The organism is Burkholderia sp. KBS0801 (assembly GCF_005937855.2).
GTDB lineage: Bacteria > Pseudomonadota > Gammaproteobacteria > Burkholderiales > Burkholderiaceae > Burkholderia > Burkholderia ambifaria.
On record NZ_CP042177.1, the window covers coordinates 566,224 to 585,402 of the forward strand.

Genomic DNA, 19,179 nt, shown 5'->3' on the forward strand with positions numbered 1-19,179 from the left:
CTCCGCCGGGCCGCCACGACGAAACGAGCGTCGTCCCCGCGACGCAGCGAACAAGTCGGACGGGTTCGGTGCGTCATGTCAGCCGCCGAGCGCCAGATAGAAAGGGGTGCCGAAAAACAGCGTCGCGACGCCGCCTGCCGCGAGGAACGGGCCGAACGGAATCGGCTCCTCGAAGCGCATGCGTCCGCGCCAGGTCGCGACGAGCCCGACGACCGCGCCCGTCACCGCGGCGAACAGCACGACCTGCGGCAGCGCGGCCCAGCCCATCCATGCGCCGAGCGCGGCGAGCAGCTTCAGGTCGCCGAAGCCGATGCCCTCGATGCCGCGCAGCCATTTGAACAGCCAGTAGATCGACCACAGGAACAGGTACCCGGCCATCGCGCCGACCACGGCCGAACGCAGCGACGTGAACGTGCCGCCGAGGTTCAGTGCGAGCCCTGCCCACAGCAGCGGCAGCGTCATCGAATCGGGAAGGTAGCCGGTCTGGATGTCGATCGCGCTCATCGCCAACAGCGCGGCGCAGAGCCCGAACGCGGCGAGTGCGGCGGCGGTCGGGCCGAACACGGCGAGCGAGCCGGCGGCGAGCAGCGCGCCCGCGACCTCGACGAGCGGATAGCGCACGCCGATCGCATGACCGCACTGGCGGCAGCGCCCGCGCAACATCAGGTAGCTGACGAGCGGGATGTTTTCCCACGCGCGCAGCACGTGGCCGCAGTGCGGACAGGCGCTGCGCGGGCGCCACAGATCGTAGTGCGGCGGATAGCCGTCGTCGGGCGCCGCGCTCGCGCTGCCGGTCGCTTCGGCGATTTCGGCCTGCCATGCGCGCTGCATCATCACCGGGATCCGGTGCGCGACGACGTTCACGAAGCTGCCGACGCACAGCCCAAGCACGACGGCGAATGCATATTGCACCGCGGGCGGCAGCATCGCCAGCGCGAGCAACGTGCTGTCGGGCGAATCGAAAACGGTGGTCAGGGGCGCGGGCGTCATGGGGCTCGGGTTCGGGCTTGAAAGGCGACAGAATCGGTTGCGATGCTACACCACGTTGCCCAGCTGAAGGATGGGCAGATACATCGCGATCACGAGGCCGCCGACGAGTGCGCCCAGCACGATCACGATCAGCGGCTCGCCGAGCGCGGCGAGCGCATCGAGACGCGCGTCGAGCTGACGCTCGCAGAGCGCGGCGATGTCGGCGAGCATCGTGTCGAGTGCGCCGGTTTCCTCGGCGACGGCGATCGGCTGTACCACGTCGTCCGGGAAGCAGCCCGCCGCGTGCATCGCATCGGCAAGACGCGCGCCGCGCAGCACGCGCGCCGTGATTTGCGCGGTGGCCTGCTCGAACACCGGGTGGCCGGCCGTGCGTTCGAGCGTGGCGAATGCATCGGCGAGCGGTACGCCGGCGCCGAGCAGCGTGGCAAGCGAGCGGCACCAGCGCGCGGCCGCGAACCGCGTGAGCGCGCTGCCGACCAACGGCGCATTCAGCACGTGCCGCGCGGCCGTGTAGCGCAGCGACGGCGAGCGCCGCAGCGCGTGGCGTGCGACGAGCCCCGCCACCGCGGCGCCGGCGACGAACGTGCCGCCCCACGCCGATGTCGCGGAGGACAGGGCGAGCAGCGCGCGGGTCGGCGCCGGCAGTGCTGCGCCGAAGCCGTCGAAGATCTGCCGGAACGTTGGCACGACCCACACCATCAGCGCGGCCGAGATCGCCAGCGCGAACACGATGACTGCGACCGGGTACGCGAGCGCGGCACACAGCTTGCGCCATTGCGCGTCGGCGCGTTCGCGGTGCTCCGCGACGCGGGTCAGCACGGTGCCGAGCGCACCCGATGCTTCGCCGACCTCGATCAACTGGCGATACAGCGTGCCGAACTGGGACGGATAGCGTGCCAGCGCGGCGGCGAAGCGCTGGCCGCCGACGATCTCGCGTGCGAGACCTGCGGCGATGCGCGGGACCCCGTCGCGCGTGCGGGTGCGGGCGAGCATCTCGAGCGATGGTGCAAGCGGCAGACCGGCTTGCAGCAGGCTCGCGAGCTGGCGCGTGAAGCGCGTGACCTCGCGTGCGCCGGCCGCCGGCGGCCGGGCCGTGCCGCGGACATCGAGCGACAGCACCGCGACGCCGTCGCGCGCGAGCGCCGCACGTGCGGCGGCTGCATCGAATGCGATGACGTTGCCGCGGCACGGCGTGCCGTCGCGACGACGGCCGCGCCACGCGAAGCGGGTTTCGTGAGGCGGCGCATGCATGGCGATCACGCGTCGGGTGTCGCGGCCAGGGCTTCCGCGACGCTCGTCGTGCCATCGCGAACGTGCGCGAGTGCCGCGTCGCGCAGACTGCGCACGCCTTCGGCCGCCGCGCATTGCGCGAGCGCACCGACGCTTGCGCGCGCGACGATGCGTTCGGCCATCTCCGGTGAAACCGGCATCGTCTGATGCAGGCCGATGCGGCCTCGATAACCGATACCGTGACAGGCGGCACAGCCGCGTGCGACGAACGGGCGCCATCCGGATGCCAGTGCCGCCGGATCGCAGCCCGCATCGCGCAGCGCGTGCGCCGGCGCGTCCGAACGCGTGCGGCAGCTCACGCACAGACGCCGAACGAGCCGCTGCGCGGTGACGAGGCGCAACGCGGCGGCCAGGTTGTACGGCGCGACGCCGATATCGAGCAGCCGCGCGACAGCGGCCGGCGCGTCGTTCGTATGCAGCGTCGACAGCACGAGGTGCCCAGTCTGCGCGGCCTTGATCGCAACGTCGGCCGTCTCCGCGTCGCGAATCTCGCCGACCATGATGACGTCCGGATCCTGCCGCAGCAGCGCGCGCAGCGCCGTGGCGAAGGTCAGCCCGGCTTTCTCCACCACCCCGACCTGGTTGATGCCGTCGAGCTGAATCTCGGCCGGATCCTCGACCGTGCATACGTTGTGCGCGTCGCGATCGAGCATCTGCAGCGCGCAATAGAGCGACAGCGTCTTGCCGCTGCCGGTCGGACCGGTGACGAGCACGAGACCGTGCGGCGCGCGTATCGCGGCCTCCATCGCCGCGGCCTGCCGCGCGTCGAAGCCGAGGCGCGCGAGCGTGAGGTCGGGCGGCAGTGTTTCGAGGCGGCGCAACACGAGTTTCTCGCCGAACAGCGTGGGCAGCGAACTGACCCGGTAATCGCCTCGCAGCCCTGCGTCGACCGTGATGCGCAGCCGGCCGTCCTGCGGAAGCCGGCGCTCGGCGATGTCCATGCGTGCGAGCACCTTGATCCGCGTCACGAGCGCGTCGCGCAGATGGACGGGCGGTCGCGCGAGTTCATGCAGGACGCCGTCGATGCGCACGCGAATGCGCCAGCCTGCTTCGAATGGTTCGACGTGGATGTCGGACGCGTCGCGCACGCGGGCGGCGTGCAGCGTGTCGGTCAGCAGCCGTACGGCGGGCGAGTCGTCGAGTTGCGCCGCATCGAGCGAATGGGGTGGGCCGGCGGGCGATGCGTCGGTGGAGGCAGGGGGCCGCTGCGTGTGCAGCGGCGCCCCGGGAGGTGGGAAGTGCATGTGAGCCGGCGCTCGGCCGCCTGTTGATCGTGACCAGCCAATGGTCGCGTATCGCGAGCGGTGCCGACAGTCGGCCGTTCGGCTAGCGCGCGACGGCGCGCGCGCGCGTGCTGCGCGGCTTGAAGAGCTTGACGGTGCGCACGGCCTGGTCGTCGCTGCGCATGACTTCGAGCATCACGTCGCGGATTTTCAGGCATACGTCGCCGTCGGGAATTTCCTCGAGAATCTCGAGGATCAGGCCGTTCAGCGTCTTCGGCCCGTCGGTCGGCAGCTGCAGATGCAGCCAGCGGTTCAGTTCGCGCAGCGGCATCCTGGCGGCGACGATACATTCGCCGTTTTCGTCCCAGCCGCCCGCGCGTTCGCCGCGCGGCATCGACGTCGTGAATTCGCCGATCAGTTCCTCGATGATGTCCTCGGGCGTGACGAGCCCCTCGAGCTCGCCGTACTCGTTGACGACGAGCGCGGTGCGCTGCCGGCTTTCCTGGAAATACTGCAGCTGCTGGACGACCGGCGTGCCCGACGGCACGTAGTACGGCTCGGCGAGCAGCGTGCGCAACGTTTCGCGGTCGAAATCCTGGTTGTGCAGCGCGGTGAGCGTCTTGCGCACGTGCAGCACGCCGAGCACCTTGTCGATGTCGCCTTCATAGACGACCAGACGGTTGTGATAGCAGGTCTCGAGTTGATGCAGGATGTCGTCGAGCGGCGCGTAGAAGTTGAGCGACTCGATCTGGCGGCGCGGCACCATCACATCGTCGACCGTGATGTTCTCGAGGTCGAACAGGTTGAGGAGGATGCTGCGGTGCTTGGTCGGCATGAAGCTGCTCGACTCGAGCACGATCGCGCGCAGTTCGTCGGCCGACATCCGCTGGTCGCGGCCCTTCTTCGTATTGACGCGCAGCACCCAGAGCACGCCGTTCGCCAGCGCGTTGACGAACCAGACGATCGGCTTGAACACGCGCATCAGCGGCGCGATCACGAGACTTGCGGGCAGCGCGATGCGCTCCGGAAACGTCGCGCCGACGATCTTCGGTGCGATTTCCGCGAACACGATGATCAGAAACGCGACGATACCGGTCGCGATCGACAGCGCGAGGTTGTTACGGCCGAACGTGTGCAGCGCGAGCGACGTCGTCAGGACCGGGATGATCGTGTTGAACAGGTTGTTGCCGATCAGGATCACGCTGAGCAGCAGGTCGGTACGCGTGAGCAGACCTTGCGTGGTCTTCGCGCCGAGCACGCCCTGGCCGGCGAGATGCTTCAGCCGATGACGGTTGAGCGCCATCATCGCGGTCTCGGAAATGGAAAAGAAGCTGGAGCAGAGGAGAAGCAGGAAGACGGCGCCGATTTGCGCCCATAAGGGAATTTGGTCCACGCGTCAGAATGGGCAGTGAAGGACAGGGATGGAGGGAATATAGCAGAGGCCGGCGGCCGTGATGTGTCGCGCGGCATGCGGGCCCGCGCGGTCAGGCTAAAGCAGGCAAAAAAAAACCGTGCACGCGGTGCACGGTTTTTTTAAATCTGGTCGGGGTGAGAGGATTCGAACCTCCGGCCTCTACGTCCCGAACGTAGCGCTCTACCAGGCTAAGCTACACCCCGATTTGGACTCTTCCGACTTCGCCGTCTTCTTCAAGACCGCTGCGTCGTCGAGCAAGAACATAACTATAGCGATGTTTTTTTAAAAAGGGAATACCTTGGCGAAGAAATTTTTCGAGGCAGGATAGCGCCTCGTGTTTTCCGCGCGCTTACGACTGCCGCGACGTCGAGTACGAGCACAACGCAAGCAGGCTTTCCTTGTAGATCGAATCCGGGAACGCAGTGATCGCGGCAGCGGCGGCCTGTGCTTCCTGGCGCGCGCATTCGAGCGTATGGTCGAGCGCGCCCGAGCGCGTGATCGCATCGAAAATCGTGTCGAAGCGATCGGTGCCGCCTTGTTCGATCGCCTCGCGTGCGAGCGCCGACTGTTCGGGGGTGCCGCGTTCGATCAGATAGATGAGCGGCAGCGTCGGCTTCCCTTCGCGCAGGTCGTCGCCGGCATTCTTGCCCATCGCTTCGGCCGTGCCCGCGTAGTCGAGCCAGTCGTCCATGATCTGGAACGCGGTGCCGATCCGGCGGCCATATTCGGCCGCGGCGGCTTCGGTCGGCGCATCGGCGCCCGCGAGCACCGCGCCGAGGCGGGCCGATGCTTCGAACAGCTTCGCCGTCTTGTAGCGGATCACCTGCATGTAGCGGGTCTCGTCGACGTCCGCGTCGTGCATGTTCAGCAACTGCAGCACCTCGCCTTCGGAAATGATCGTCGTCGCTTCCGACAGGATTTCCATCACGCGCATCTTGCCGACGCCGACCATCATCTCGAACGAGCGCGAATACAGGTAGTCGCCCACCAGCACGCTCGCCGCGTTGCCGAACAGCGCGTTGGCCGTCTGGCGGCCGCGCCGCAGCTCGGATTCGTCGACGACGTCGTCATGCAGCAGCGTGGCCGTGTGGATGAACTCGACGACGGCGGCCAGCACGTGCCGCTGGTGCGACGTCTCGCCGAGCGCGCCAGCGACGAGCAACAGCAGGGCCGGACGCAGCCGCTTGCCGCCCGCGCCGATGATGTACTCGGCGATCTGGTTGATCAGCAGCACGTCGGACGCGAGGCTTTGCCGGATAACGCGATTCACCTGCTCCATGTCGCTTGTGATCGGGGCGAGCAGGTGGGCGGCGCTGAGGGTGGGGGAGGCGGTGGACGACGACATGATGATCGAAATGGGTGATGCGGCGGATTATAAGTCCAATCCGCGATATCCCGGTCTGTCGGACGCGCGTGCACCGTGATTTTGGCCGTCCGGCAAGGGCCTGCGCGCGGCAATCGAGGATCGGCTTTGACTTGGGTGCTAAGCCCATGTATAATCACGTGTTTTCCGCGCGTGGTGTGCGGAAAATTTGGATCCAGAGTGAGGTTCTCAATGTACGCGGTCATAAAAACCGGCGGCAAGCAGTACAAGGTTGCCGTTGGCGAAAAACTCAAAGTAGAACAGATACCGGCTGACATTGACGCTGAAATCACGCTCGACCAGGTTCTCGCAGTGGGCGAAGGCGAATCGATTAAGTTCGGTACGCCGCTGGTCAGTGGGGCTTCCGTCAAGGCCACCGTTGTGTCGCACGGTCGTCATGCCAAGGTCACCATCTTCAAGATGCGTCGCCGGAAGCACTACCAAAAGCACGGCGGCCACCGCCAGAACTACACTGAGCTGCGCATCGACGCGATCAACGCGTAAGCGCCTCGGTAAAGGAGCAATCAGATGGCACACAAAAAGGCAGGCGGCTCTTCCCGGAACGGCCGCGACTCCGAGTCGAAACGTCTCGGCGTGAAAGTGTACGGCGGCCAGGCGATCAACGCTGGCGGCATCATCGTGCGTCAGCGCGGCACGCGCATGCACGCTGGCGAGAACGTCGGCATGGGCAAGGATCACACCCTGTTCGCGCTGGTCGACGGTCACGTCAAGTTCGCGACCAAGGGCGCGGACAAGAAGCATCTGGTCATCGTTGTCCCGGCGGCTGCCTAAGTTAGTTAGGCACCCACGGGCTTCGTAGCCGAAAGGCCCCGCAGTCTTCGCGGGGCCTTTTTTTATTTGGCCGCCGGGCGCATGTGCGCGCAGGCGGCTGTCGCGAAACGGCGGGCAATCGGCCGAACGGCAGATTGTTCAAGCGTGCCGGCGCGCGGCACAATAGCGGAAATACTGGTCGGAGTAACGAATGAAGTTCATTGACGAAGCACGAATCGAAGTCATCGCCGGCGACGGAGGTGATGGGAGCGCGTCGATGCGCCGCGAAAAGTTCGTTCCGTTCGGCGGGCCGGACGGCGGCGACGGCGGCCGGGGCGGCAACGTCTACGCGATTGCCGACCGCAACATCAACACGCTGATCGACTACCGTTACGCGAAGAAGCACCTGGCGCGCAACGGCGAAAACGGTCGCGGCTCGGATTGCTACGGCAAGGGCGGTGACGACGTCACGCTGCGCATGCCGGTCGGCACGGTCGTGACCGACATGGATACCGGCGAGCTGATCGCCGACCTGACCGAGCACGGCCAGCAGGTGATGCTTGCGCAAGGCGGTGCGGGCGGCCTCGGCAACCTGCATTTCAAGTCGAGCACGAACCGTGCGCCGCGCCAGAAGACCGACGGCAAGCCGGGCGAACGGCGCATGCTGCGGCTCGAGCTGAAGGTGCTCGCCGACGTCGGGCTGCTCGGCATGCCGAACGCCGGCAAGTCGACCTTCATCTCGTCGGTGTCGAACGCGAAGCCGAAGATCGCCGACTATCCGTTTACGACGCTCGCGCCGAACCTCGGCGTCGTGCGGGTCGGCCCGAGCAAGAGCTTCGTGATCGCCGACATCCCGGGGCTGATCGAAGGCGCGGCCGAAGGCGCGGGCCTCGGCCACCAGTTCCTGCGACATCTGCAGCGCACCGGCGTGCTGCTGCATCTCGTCGATCTGGCCCCGTTCGACGAAAACGTGGACCCGGTCGCGGAAGCGAAGGCGATCGTCGGCGAACTGCGCAAGTACGACGAGGCGCTCTACGAGAAGCCGCGCTGGCTCGTCCTCAACAAGCTCGACATGGTGCCGGAAGACGAGCGTGAAGCGCGCGTCGCCGATTTCCTCGCCCGCTTCGAGTGGGACGGCCCGGTGTTCGAGATTTCGGCGCTGACGGGCCAGGGCTGCGAAGCGCTGTGCTACGCGATCTACGATTACCTCGCCGAGCATTCGGACGCGCATCGCGCGGCGGAAGAGGAAGATCTGGCCACGGACGTGCGGTTCCGCGACGCGCCGCCCGCCGATGGCGGGGCGACGCCCGGCGGCGACGCCTGAGCGGACCCGAAACGCACCGGGCATCGCGCCCGGTGCCGGAATTCAATCGCGCCCGGCCGGGCAGGCATCAGATACAGGAGACGGCGCACGATGCGTTCGATCATCGCGGATTCGAAGCGATTGGTGGTGAAGGTGGGCTCGAGCCTCGTGACCAACGACGGCAAGGGGCTCGATCATGCTGCAATCGGCCGCTGGGCGGCCCAGATCGCCGCGCTGCGCGCGCAGGGCAAGGAAGTGGTGCTCGTCAGTTCGGGTGCGATTGCCGAAGGGATGCAGCGGCTCGGCTGGAGCAAGCGTCCGCGCGAGATCGACGAGCTGCAGGCTGCCGCCGCGGTCGGCCAGATGGGGCTCGCACAAGTCTATGAAAGTCGCTTTACCGAGCACGACATCCGCACCGCACAGATCCTGCTCACGCACGCCGACCTCGCGGATCGCGAACGCTACCTGAATGCACGTTCGACGCTGCTCACGCTGCTGCGCCTCGGCGTCGTGCCGATCATCAACGAGAACGACACGGTCGTCACCGACGAAATCAAGTTCGGCGACAACGACACGCTCGGCGCGCTCGTCGCGAACCTGATCGAAGGCGATGCGCTGATCATCCTGACCGACCAGTCGGGGCTGTTCACCGCCGATCCGCGCAAGGATCCGAACGCGACGCTCGTCGCGGAAGCCAGCGCGGGCGCGCCCGACCTCGAAGCGATGGCGGGTGGCGCCGGCTCGAGCCTCGGCCGCGGCGGGATGCTGACGAAGATCCTCGCGGCGAAGCGCGCGGCGCATAGCGGCGCGAACACGGTGATTGCGAGCGGCCGCGAAACCGACGTGCTGGTGCGGCTCGCGGCCGGCGAGGCGATCGGCACGCAGCTGATCGCGCGCACCGCGCGGATGGCCGCGCGCAAGCAATGGATGGCCGATCACCTGCAGGTGCGCGGGCACGTCGTGATCGATGCGGGCGCGGTCGAGAAGCTGACGGCCGGCGGCAAGAGCCTGCTGCCGATCGGCGTGATCGGCGTGCAGGGCGCGTTCGCGCGCGGCGAGGTCATTGCCTGCGTCGGCCCCGACGGGCGTGAAGTGGCACGCGGCCTCACGAACTACAGCAGCGCGGAAACGAAGCTGATTCACCGCAAGCCGAGCGGCGAGATCGAGACGGTGCTCGGCTACATGCTGGAGCCGGAGCTGATTCACCGCGACAACCTCGTGCTCGTCTAACCGTTCGGCCCGGCGTCGCGAGACAGCCAAAAAGCAAAAAAGCCCGCATTGCGCGGTAATGCCGTTCAGTTAAGCGACTGAACGGCATTTTTGTTTTTGGGAGGAGTGGTTGTAAACGGTGCGCAGAGGTGTTAACTTCTGGCGCGATGCTTTCCAGCCACCTCACCTATCTAAGTGCAGCCCAACAGCCCACGCCGGACCTGAGCCGGCTGGCGGAACATTTGCCGCAAGAATGGATCGAGCATGCGATCGAGGCGACGGGCACCGCGAGTATCCGCCGTCGGCGCTTGCCGGCCGAACAAGTGGTTTGGCTGGTGATTGCCTTGGCCATGTACCGGCACTGGTCGATCAATGAGGTACTCGACAGTCTCGATCTGGCGCTGCCCAACGAGGTCGTCCCCTTCGTCAGCAAGAGTGCCGTGGCGCAGGCGCGCCAGCGTATTGGCGAAGCGCCGCTGGCGTGGCTGTTCGAACGGACAGCCTGGGCGTGGACCACGCAGGACGCGGCACGCCATGCATTCAAGGGATTGAGTCTATGGGCGATGGACGGCACCACGCTGCGCACGGCCGACAGCCCGGCCAATCGTGAGCACTTTGGCGCGCAACGCTATGCCAGCGGCAAGGTCGCCAGTTACCCGCAGGTGCGGGCCGTGACGCTGACTGCCATTCCGACGCATCTGGTGGCCGATATCAACTTCGGCGCTTATGGCACCAACGAAATGGTGTACGCCCAGGATCTGCTGCCGCAGATACCGGACAATTCACTGACGGTATTCGACAAGGGCTTTCTGGCCGCTCGGATCTTGTGCGGCCTGACGATGAATGGGCACAACCGCCACTTCCTGATTCCGGCCAAATCCCATACCCGATGGGACGTGATCGACGGCACGCCGGACGATGCGACAGTACGCATGCGCGTGTCCCCGCAGGCGCGCAAACAATCTCCCGAACTGCCGGAGTTCTGGCAGGTCCGTGCGATTCGCACCATCGATGCGCGCGGGCGCGAACGCGTGCTGCTGACCTCGCTGGATGATCGCCAACGCTTCAAACCGGCCGATATCGTCGCCTGCTATGGGCGCCGCTGGCAAATCGAAACCAGCTACCGAGAATTGAAGCAGTCGATGCTCGGTGCGGAGCTGAGCTTGCGTAGCCGGACCGTCGAAGGGGTCTATCAGGAGATCTGGGGCGCATTGATTGCCTACAATCTGATTCGCCGCGAGATGGCCACTGCCGCATGGCAGGCGAAACTCGATCCGACCGACATCAGCTTCGTACGGGCATTGCACGTCTTTCAGCACGAAATGATGTGGGCTGCCGTCACCCCGGCCTTCGGCAAGATACCGGCGTGGCTCGACCGCCTGCACGCTCGCCTTGCGTTCGAGACCGTGGAAAAACAACGGGGGCGTGAATGCCCCCGTGTGGTTAAAGCTCGCCCCAAGCGTTACGCCGTTCGGCACATCACTGTCCCTTAACTGAACGGCATTACCGCATTGCGCGGGCTTTTTCGTTGCGACGGGGCGGGCGCAGGACCGGCCAGGTGGCCTGCGTTGCGCCGTCAGCGCAGCTGGCTCATCGCGGTGCGGTGGAACTTGATGTTCTCGATGATCTGCTTGGTCGTGCCCTGCGGCATCTTGTTCGAGCAGAAGTAGTCCTGGTACAGCGCCGAGTGGTACGAGTTCAGTTCGCCGTTCTCGATGCGACGCCAGTCGTTCTCGACCGTGCGGTCCCAGCCGTCGTGATCCGAATTCAGGCCCGCATACTGACGCCATTCGTAGGTGTCGCAGCGGATGCCTTCATAGTTCACGTTGCGCGCGCCGGCCGGACTCGTGATGACGACCGCGTAGCGCACGATGCCGTCGGTGCCGACCGCGAGCGACTTCGCATCGACGAAGAACTTGAGCGGCGTGTTCTGCGACACGGTGAACGGCAGCAGGTCGCCCGCTTGCGGCAGCGGCGGCAGCGTGTCGACCGGGTTTTCTTTCCACTCACCCTTGCGGTCGAGCAGATAGACGAACTCGCTGTCGTCCTTGTTGGACGGCGCTTTCGAATTGGCGCAACCGGCCAGCGTGGCCGCCGCGACAACTGATGCGAGCGCGAGAGCAATCGCTTTCAATATGCATTCCTCGTAAAAAAAGGGCGCGACACCAAGGTCGCGCCCGGTCATGCAGTCCGACTCGTCATTTGCCGACGATCACGCGGGGCGGCATCTCATCGAGCGTGCTCGCCTCCACTTCGATCTCCGAACAGACTACCGATGTGTCGACAATCGTCAGCGTCTGCTGGGACTGCGTGCCGATCACGCGCGGATAGCGCGACGACGGACGCGGCCCCTGCGGCTTGTCGGCTCGCTGCGCCGGGCGGCGCAGGAAGCGCGACAGTTCCGTCAGCGCCAACTGATAGACATCCCGCTTGAACTCGATCACCGCATCGAGTGGCACCCAGTACTCGTTCCAGCGCCACGCATCGAACTCCGGGTGGTCGGTCGCGCGCAAGCAAATGTCGCAATCGCGTCCGACCATCCGCAGCAGGAACCAGATCTGCTTCTGGCCGCGGTAATGGCCGCGTACTTCGCGTTTGATGAACTTGTCAGGCACCTCGTAACGCAACCAGTCGCGGGTGCGGCCGATTATCTTGACGTGTTCCGGGTGCAAGCCGGTTTCCTCGTGCAGCTCCCGGTACATCGCCTGCATGGGGGTCTCGCCGTACTTGATCCCACCTTGAGGAAACTGCCAGGAATGCTCGCGGAGCCGCTTGCCCCAAAACACCTCGTTGCGCGCGTTCAAGAGGATGATGCCGACGTTCGGGCGAAAGCCTTCACGATCCAGCATACAACCACCTTCGAATCCTTTAAAATTGCTTTGATTATAAACAGATAACGGGCGCTGCGCACCGTGACGGAGCGAATCCGCGCGGGGTACGGCGGCTGAATTGTCCCTGATTTGTCTGCTACGTCATCTGCGCCATCGTCGTTCGTCGCGCGCAGCTTTTTCACCTTGAAACTTTTTCGGGCGCCCCGCCTGGGGGCGCCGTATTTGGAACCGTCCGCATGAAAGCTTCCCGTTTCTTTATCGGCACCCTCAAAGAAGCACCGGCCGACGCAGAGATCGTCAGCCACAAGCTGATGGTGCGCGCCGGCATGATCCGTCGTGTCGCCGGCGGCATCTATAACTACCTGCCGGTCGGCCTGCGTTCGATTCGCAAGGTCGAAGCGATCGTGCGCGAGGAAATGAACCGGGCAGGCGCCATCGAGCTGCTGATGCCGGCCGTGCAGCCGGCCGAGCTGTGGCAGGAGTCGGGCCGCTGGGAGCAGTACGGCCCCGAGCTGCTGCGCTTCAAGGACCGCAAGGACAACGACTTCGTGATCGGGCCGACGCACGAGGAAGTTGTTACCGACATCGCGCGCAACCAGATCAAGAGCTACCGGCAGATGCCGGTGAACTTCTACCAGATCCAGACGAAGTTCCGCGACGAGATCCGTCCGCGCTTCGGCGTGATGCGCGGCCGCGAATTCATCATGAAGGACGCGTATTCGTTCGACAAGGACACGGCCGGCCTGAACGAGTCGTATCGCAAGATGTACGACGCGTACGTGCGCATCTTCACGCGCCTCGGCCTCGAGTTCCGGGCGGTCGCGGCCGACAGCGGCTCGATCGGCGGCAACTTCTCGCACGAGTTCCACGTGATCGCCGATACCGGCGAGGACGCGATCGCCTATTGCCCGACGTCCGACTTCGCGGCGAACATCGAAGCGGCCGAGGCGCTGCCGTTGATCGCCGCGCGTGCCGCGCCGGCCGAAGCGATGGAGAAGGTCGCGACGCCCGGCAAGGCGAAGTGCGAAGCGGTCGCCGAACTGCTGGCGATCCCGCTCGAGCGCACGATCAAGTCGATCGTGCTCGCCACCGAGAACGAAGGCGCCGAGCCGACCATCTGGCTCATCATGCTGCGCGGCGACCACGATCTGAACGAGATCAAGGTATCGAAGCTGCCGGGGTTGAAGAACCACCGCTTCGCGACCGAGCAGGAAATCGTCGACTGGTTCGGCACGCCGCCGGGCTATCTCGGCCCGGTCGGCACGAAGAAGCCGGTGAAGGTGATCGCCGATCGCACGGTCGCGAACATGAGCGACTTCGTCGTCGGCGCGAACGAGGTCGACTATCACATCGCGGGCGTGAACTGGGGCCGCGACCTGCCGGAACCGGAAGTCGCCGATGTGCGCGACGTGAAGAAGGGCGATCCGTCGCCGGACGGCAAGGGCACGATCGACATCTGCCGCGGCATCGAAGTCGGTCACGTGTTCCAGCTCGGCACCAAGTATTCGGAAGCGATGGGCGCGACGTTCCTCGATGAATCGGGCAAGCCGCAGCCGATGCTGATGGGCTGCTACGGCGTCGGCATCACGCGGATTCTCGGCGCGGCGATCGAACAGAACTTCGACGACCGCGGCATCATCTGGCCCGAGTCGATCGCGCCGTTCGAGGTCGTGCTGTGCCCGATGGGCTACGATCGCAGCGACATGGTCCGCGAGGCCGCCGACAAGCTGTACGCGGAACTGGCCGCCGCCGGCATCGACGTGATCCTCGACGATCGCGGCGAGCGCCCGGGCGTGATGTTCGCCGACTGGGAACTGATCGGCGTGCCGCATCGCCTGGTGATCGGCGAGCGCGGCCTGAAGGAAGGCAAGATCGAGTACCAGGGCCGCCGCGACGCGGAGGCGACGCTGCTGCCGGCGGACGAGGCTGCGGCGACGGTGACGGAAAAGATCCGCGCCGCGCTCGCGCACTAAGCGCCGCGACCGGGAGACACGGTGGAATACACTTTCCTGTCGGCTACGGTGCTCCTCGTGCTGATTACGGATCCGCTCGGCAACATCCCGCTGTTCATCACGGCGATGCGGGACGTGCCGCGCGAGCGGCGCGTGAAGCTGATCCTGCGCGAGGTGGGGATCGCGTTCGTGATCCTGCTGTTCTTCATGGTGGTCGGCGACCGCTTCCTGCGGATGATGAGCCTCACCGACCTGTCGCTGCGGCTCGGCGGGGGGATCGTGCTGTTCCTGATCGCGCTGCGGATGATCTTCCCGCATCCGGACGGCGCGCTCGGCAGCGATCCGCGTGCAGGCGGCGAACCCTTCATCGTGCCGCTCGCGATTCCCGCGCTTGCCGGGCCGTCCGCGCTCGCGACGGTGATGCTGCTGACGTCGCAGGCGCCGGGCAAGATGTTCGAGTGGGTCGGCGCGCTGACGGTCACGATGATCGTCTGCGCGATTACGCTGGTGTTGGCCGAACGGATCCAGCAGTGGCTCGGCGAGCGGACCGTCGCGGCGTTCGAGCGGCTGATGGGCCTCGTGCTCGTCGCGATCTCGGTCGAGATGCTGCTGGCCGGCGTGCGGGCGTTCGTGCACCAGCTGTAGCACGGGCGGCGCGGCCGACAAAAAAAGCGGCGCTCCGGGAAACCGGAGCGCCGCTTTTCTTTATTGCAGGCCGGGCGGTCAGACGTTCGCGGTCAGCGCGCGGATCGTCGGCAGGTTGCGCCAGTAACCCTTCGCGTCCATCCCGCAGCCGAACACGTAGCGGTCCGGCACCGGGAAGCCGCAGAAGTCGGGATGCAGCGGTTTCGCCTTCGCGAGCGTCTTCTCGCACAGCACGGCGGACATGAAGCGCGTCGCGCCCATGTCGAGGATGCGGTCGCGGATCGCGGCCATCGTCTCGCCTTCGTCGAGGATGTCGTCGAGCACGAGCACGATCCGGTCCTTCACCGATTCGCGCGGCGCGACGCGCCAGTGCATCTCCGGGCTGCCCTGCGTCGTGTTGCGGTAGCGGGTCAGGTGGATGTAGTCGAATTCCAGCGGGAAATCGAGGCGCGGCAGCAGCATCCCGGTAAACACGGCGGCGCCGCCCATCACCGAAAGAACGAGCGGGAACGCGTCGCCGATCTCGGCGCGGATCGCGTCGGCCATCCTGGAGATCGACGCATTGACGGCGTCTGCCGAGACGATCTCTTCGGAGTGGTCGAAAATGTGGAGGGCTTCTTCGCGGTTCATGTGTTCTGGCGAGCAGTCGGTATACAAACAAGAATGAAGCAGAACGGACGGCGCGCGCTACAGCAAAAACCCGCGCGCCGGCCGATGGGCGCAATCAGCGCATGCCGGGCATCATGCCCTTCAGGCCGCGCATCATTTTCTGCATGTTGCCGCCCTTCAGCTTCTTCATCATCGTACGCATCTGGTCGTACTGGTTCAGCATCCGGTTGACTTCCTGCACCGGCACGCCCGCGCCGGCTGCAATGCGGCGCTTGCGCGTCGCCTTGATGATTTCGGGTTTCGCGCGCTCGGCGGGCGTCATCGAGCTGATGATGCCTTCCATCCGGCGGATCGACTTCTCGGCCTGGCCCATGTCGGCGCCGGCCGCCGCCTGCTGGAACTGCGCGGGCAGCTTGTCCATCAGCGACGACAGGCCGCCCATGTTTTTCATCTGCGAGATCTGCGCGCGGAAATCGTTCAGGTCGAAGTCGCCGCCTTTCTTCACCTTGTCGGCGAGCTTCTGCGCGGCCTGCACGTCGACGCCGCGCTGGGCTTCCTCGACCAGCGCGAGGATGTCGCCCATGCCGAGGATCCGGTTCGCCATGCGGTCCGGGTGGAACACCTCGAGGCCGTCGAGCTTTTCGGCGACACCGACGAACTTGATCGGCTTGCCCGTGATGTGGCGCACCGACAGCGCGGCACCGCCGCGCGAATCGCCGTCGAGCTTGGTCAGCACGACGCCGGTGAGCGGCAGCGTGTCGTTGAACGCCTTCGCGGTGTTGACTGCGTCCTGGCCGAGCATCGCGTCGACGACGAACAGCGTTTCAGCCGGCTTCAGCGTGCCGTGCAACGCGGCGATTTCCTGCATCATCGCCTCGTCGATACCGAGGCGGCCGGCCGTGTCGACGATCAGCACGTCATGGTAGTGACGCTTCGCCCAGTCGACGGCCGCGACCGCGATGTCGACGGGCTTCTGGTCCGGCGTGGACGGGAAGAAATCGGCGCCGACCTGTTCGCTCACCGTTTTCAACTGCATGATGGCGGCCGGGCGATACACGTCGCACGAGACCGTCAGCACCTTTTTCTTGTGCTTCTCGCGCAGCAGCTTCGCGAGCTTGCCGACGGTCGTGGTCTTGCCGGCGCCCTGCAGGCCCGCCATCAGGATCACGGCGGGCGGCGTGACCGCGAGGTTCAGCTCGGCGGCCTTGCCTTCGTAGTCGCCGCCGATCACGGCGGTCAGTTCCTTCTGGACCACGCCGACGAGCGCCTGACCCGGCGACAGGCTGCTGATCACTTCCTCGCCGAGCGCCTTTTCCTTGACCTTGGCGATGAATTCGCGGACGACCGGCAACGCGACGTCGGCTTCGAGCAGCGCGAGACGCACCTCGCGGAGCATTTCCTGGGTGTTCGCCTCGGTAAGCCGGGCCTCGCCGCGCAGCGTCTTGACGACGCGCGCCATCCGTTGAGTGAGATTGTCGAGCATGGGGAGCGTTGGACAGTGGGGCCCGAAGGCGCAACGGAACCGAACAAAGGGAGCCGTCGCGGGGAGGGGGCCTAGTGTAAACTTCGAACATGGATATTGTACTGTATGCCCTCACCGCATTCCTGTACGGCGGCCTCGCCGTCGCAGGCTGGCGCACGCACCGCCAGGGCGCGACGCCGCTCGTCGCGAGCGTGCCGGCCGTGCCGGTTCCGGCGTCCGCTGCGTCGGGGATGAGCGCGGCCGGCCGCGCGCTGCTGTTCGCGGCGCTCGTCGCGCACGGCGTGCTGCTGCACATGACGATCTTCCCGCACGACGCGATGATCTTCGGGTTCGCGTTCGCGTTGTCGGCGATGTTCTGGCTCGGCGCCGGCATCTACTGGATCGAGAGCTTCTTCTTCCCGCTCGACAGCCTGCGCCTGCTGGTGCTGCCGCTCGCGTGCGGCGCGTCGCTGCTGCCGCTCGTGTTCGGCGGCGTGCGGGTGCTGCCTTATGCCGCGGCGCCGCTGTTCAAGATGCACTTCCTGATCGCGAACATCGCGTACGGCCTTTTTGCGATCGCCGCGCTGCACGCGGTCCTGATGCTGATGGTCGAGCGGCGCCTGCAGTCGCTCAGGAGCAGCGGGCGCGACGGTTCGACCGGCTGGATCGCGAGCTGGCTCGAAACGCTGCCGCCGTTGCTTACGCTCGAGAAGCTGCTGTTCCGCCTGATCGGCGCCGGCTTCGTGCTGCTGACGCTGACGCTCGCATCGGGGATCCTGTTCAGCGAGCAGGTCGATGCACGCGCGTTGCGGCTCGATCACAAGACCGTGTTCGCGGTGCTGTCGTGGCTGATGTTCGGCGGCCTGCTGGTCGCCCGCAAGACGTCTGGCTGGCGCGGGCGCGGCGCCGCGCGCTGGGTGCTCGTGTCGTTCGCGGCGCTGCTGCTCGCGTATGTGGGCAGCCGGTTCGTTTTCGAGGTGCTGCTGCACCGCTCCGTGGTTTGAACGCAGGTTTCCGATGCGACAGATTCTTCTCCTGATTCTTCTTCTCTTCGCGGGCTCGTGGCTTGCGCGCAAGCTGCGCCAGGCCCAGGAGCAAGCGCAGGCGCGCACCGGCCGCGGTGACGGTGCCGACGCGCCCGGTCACGGCGGCGCGGGTGCGGCACGCCCGAACGGCGGCACGCGCTCGCTGCCCGAGCCGATGGTGCGCTGCGCGGAATGCGGCGTGCATGCGCCGAAGGGTGACGCCGTCGCCGCGGGCGGCGAATACTTCTGCAGCACCGACCATGCGCGGCGCCACGGCGCACGCGCGAGCGGCCACGACGCGCGATGAGCGACGCAGCGCCGCTGTCGGTCGACGCACACGGCTGGGTGCGCGAAGCGCGCCACGCGCCGTCGCCGAATTTCGAGGCGCGGCCCGCGGGCGCCGTGCCGACGCTCGTCGTCGTCCACAACATCAGCCTGCCACCCGGCGAGTTCGGCGGGGACGCGATCGAGTCGCTGTTCCTGAATCGCCTCGATTGCGATGCGCATCCCTATTACCAGAGCCATCTGCGCGGCGTGCGCGTGTCCGCGCACTTCCTGATCCGCCGCGACGGCGAACTCGTGCAGTTCGTGTCGTGCGACGAGCGCGCATGGCATGCGGGCTCGTCGGAATTCTTCGGCCGGCCGCGCTGCAACGATTTCTCGATCGGCATCGAGCTCGAGGGCGCGGACGACGTGCCGTTCGACCCGGCGCAGTACGCGACGCTCGGCGTGCTCGCCCGCACGCTCGCCGCGCGCTACCCGATCGATGCGGTGGCCGGGCATTCCGACGTCGCGCCGGGCCGCAAGACCGACCCCGGTCCGCATTTCGATTGGCAACGCTTCGCAGGCGATGCCGGCTTTTCGGCCGAATACTTTCCTTTCCGTCAGCACTGAGCGCAGGGTTTTCGAGCCCGCGAAAAAAATTTTTCCGACCAATGCCTTGTCACGTCTGCGCCTGCGCGGGGCGGGGGTGATGTCAATACCTTCAGCGCAAATTATCCGTTTTGACCTCGTCCGAATGTCCACTATACTTGGTGCCAGTTGAGCGGTTCTGTACTAGATATAGTGTGTGTCGCAGGGGAAACCCGAGCG

19 protein-coding genes and 1 tRNA gene are annotated in these 19,179 nt (G+C 66.0%); 10 read left to right on the forward strand and 10 right to left on the reverse strand.

All coding sequences use genetic code 11. From position 1 onward, the window contains the following. Positions 1–78: 78 nt before the first annotated feature. The 6 genes from FFI87_RS02740 to FFI87_RS02765 all read right to left on the reverse strand — a co-directional run bounded on the left by FFI87_RS02740 (position 79) and on the right by FFI87_RS02765 (position 6,262). Positions 79–990: a prepilin peptidase gene (locus FFI87_RS02740; RefSeq protein ID WP_012363035.1), complete on the reverse strand. Its 912-nt coding sequence runs from the start codon at positions 988–990 to the stop codon at positions 79–81. A 45-nt stretch (positions 991–1,035) separates the two neighbouring features. Further along, positions 1,036–2,241 (reverse strand): type II secretion system F family protein, encoded by a 1,206-nt coding sequence (locus tag FFI87_RS02745; protein ID WP_138848281.1) that lies wholly within the window; start codon positions 2,239–2,241, stop codon positions 1,036–1,038. A gap of 5 nt (positions 2,242–2,246) precedes the next feature. Further along, positions 2,247–3,524, reverse strand: coding sequence for a GspE/PulE family protein (locus FFI87_RS02750; protein ID WP_138848280.1), 1,278 nt, complete (start codon positions 3,522–3,524; stop codon positions 2,247–2,249). Positions 3,525–3,606: 82 nt separating this feature from the next. Further along, positions 3,607–4,896 (reverse strand): HlyC/CorC family transporter, encoded by a 1,290-nt coding sequence (locus FFI87_RS02755; protein WP_138848279.1) that lies wholly within the window; start codon positions 4,894–4,896, stop codon positions 3,607–3,609. A 147-nt stretch (positions 4,897–5,043) separates the two neighbouring features. Beyond that, positions 5,044–5,120, reverse strand: a tRNA-Pro gene (locus FFI87_RS02760). Between the two features lie 146 nt (positions 5,121–5,266). Continuing rightward, entirely contained in the window at positions 5,267–6,262 is a 996-nt protein-coding gene (locus tag FFI87_RS02765; protein ID WP_006752232.1) for a polyprenyl synthetase family protein, read from the reverse strand. 210 nt (positions 6,263–6,472) lie between these two features. On the opposite strand from FFI87_RS02765, the gene rplU reads away from it, so the two are divergent. The 5 genes from rplU to FFI87_RS02790 all read left to right on the forward strand — a co-directional run bounded on the left by rplU (position 6,473) and on the right by FFI87_RS02790 (position 11,056). Beyond that, the gene (gene rplU / locus FFI87_RS02770) at positions 6,473–6,784 is read left to right on the forward strand and encodes a 50S ribosomal protein L21 (protein ID WP_006025184.1); all 312 of its coding nucleotides are present in this window, start codon (positions 6,473–6,475) and stop codon (positions 6,782–6,784) included. Between the two features lie 24 nt (positions 6,785–6,808). Continuing rightward, positions 6,809–7,072 carry a 50S ribosomal protein L27 gene (gene rpmA, locus FFI87_RS02775; RefSeq protein ID WP_006476999.1) on the forward strand — a complete coding sequence of 88 codons (264 nt, stop codon included), beginning with the start codon at positions 6,809–6,811 and terminating at the stop codon, positions 7,070–7,072. A 190-nt stretch (positions 7,073–7,262) separates the two neighbouring features. After that, positions 7,263–8,375 (forward strand): GTPase ObgE, encoded by a 1,113-nt coding sequence (gene obgE, locus FFI87_RS02780; RefSeq protein ID WP_012363039.1) that lies wholly within the window; start codon positions 7,263–7,265, stop codon positions 8,373–8,375. Between the two features lie 90 nt (positions 8,376–8,465). Beyond that, a complete protein-coding gene (gene proB, locus FFI87_RS02785) occupies positions 8,466–9,584 on the forward strand; it encodes a glutamate 5-kinase (RefSeq protein WP_006752234.1) in 1,119 nt (372 codons plus the stop codon). A gap of 146 nt (positions 9,585–9,730) precedes the next feature. Then, positions 9,731–11,056: an IS4 family transposase gene (locus tag FFI87_RS02790; protein ID WP_138847259.1), complete on the forward strand. Its 1,326-nt coding sequence runs from the start codon at positions 9,731–9,733 to the stop codon at positions 11,054–11,056. An 83-nt stretch (positions 11,057–11,139) separates the two neighbouring features. On the opposite strand, the gene FFI87_RS02795 is transcribed toward FFI87_RS02790, so the two are convergent. Both FFI87_RS02795 and FFI87_RS02800 read right to left on the reverse strand, forming a co-directional pair. After that, entirely contained in the window at positions 11,140–11,748 is a 609-nt protein-coding gene (locus FFI87_RS02795) for a CNP1-like family protein (RefSeq protein ID WP_012363040.1), read from the reverse strand. A 13-nt stretch (positions 11,749–11,761) separates the two neighbouring features. Then, complete coding sequence (locus FFI87_RS02800; RefSeq protein WP_011655908.1) at positions 11,762–12,412, reverse strand: RNA pyrophosphohydrolase; 651 nt, start codon at positions 12,410–12,412, stop codon at positions 11,762–11,764. A gap of 218 nt (positions 12,413–12,630) precedes the next feature. Between FFI87_RS02800 and FFI87_RS02810 the strand changes: the two genes are divergently transcribed. Both FFI87_RS02810 and FFI87_RS02815 read left to right on the forward strand, forming a co-directional pair. Next, the gene (locus tag FFI87_RS02810; protein ID WP_138848278.1) at positions 12,631–14,367 is read left to right on the forward strand and encodes a proline--tRNA ligase; all 1,737 of its coding nucleotides are present in this window, start codon (positions 12,631–12,633) and stop codon (positions 14,365–14,367) included. A gap of 21 nt (positions 14,368–14,388) precedes the next feature. Continuing rightward, positions 14,389–14,991, forward strand: coding sequence for a MarC family protein (locus tag FFI87_RS02815; RefSeq protein ID WP_105786143.1), 603 nt, complete (start codon positions 14,389–14,391; stop codon positions 14,989–14,991). A gap of 78 nt (positions 14,992–15,069) precedes the next feature. Here the strand turns inward: FFI87_RS02815 and FFI87_RS02820 are convergent, their stop codons facing one another. Together FFI87_RS02820 and ffh are read right to left on the reverse strand one after the other, a co-directional pair. After that, on the reverse strand, positions 15,070–15,621 hold the full coding sequence (locus FFI87_RS02820) for a hypoxanthine-guanine phosphoribosyltransferase (protein ID WP_006756843.1): 552 nt from the start codon (positions 15,619–15,621) through the stop codon (positions 15,070–15,072). A 94-nt stretch (positions 15,622–15,715) separates the two neighbouring features. After that, positions 15,716–17,083, reverse strand: coding sequence for a signal recognition particle protein (gene ffh / locus FFI87_RS02825; RefSeq protein ID WP_006752240.1), 1,368 nt, complete (start codon positions 17,081–17,083; stop codon positions 15,716–15,718). A gap of 89 nt (positions 17,084–17,172) precedes the next feature. On the opposite strand from ffh, the gene FFI87_RS02830 reads away from it, so the two are divergent. From FFI87_RS02830 to ampD, 3 genes are read left to right on the forward strand one after another with little or no spacing between them, the layout of a single operon-like run. Continuing rightward, the gene (locus FFI87_RS02830) at positions 17,173–18,066 is read left to right on the forward strand and encodes an inner membrane protein YpjD (RefSeq protein ID WP_138848277.1); all 894 of its coding nucleotides are present in this window, start codon (positions 17,173–17,175) and stop codon (positions 18,064–18,066) included. A gap of 13 nt (positions 18,067–18,079) precedes the next feature. Continuing rightward, positions 18,080–18,394, forward strand: coding sequence for a PP0621 family protein (locus FFI87_RS02835; protein ID WP_138848276.1), 315 nt, complete (start codon positions 18,080–18,082; stop codon positions 18,392–18,394). After that, on the forward strand, positions 18,391–18,981 hold the full coding sequence (gene ampD, locus FFI87_RS02840) for a 1,6-anhydro-N-acetylmuramyl-L-alanine amidase AmpD (RefSeq protein ID WP_011655913.1): 591 nt from the start codon (positions 18,391–18,393) through the stop codon (positions 18,979–18,981). The genes FFI87_RS02835 and ampD overlap by 4 nt, the downstream gene beginning before the upstream one ends. Positions 18,982–19,179 lie beyond the last annotated feature (198 nt).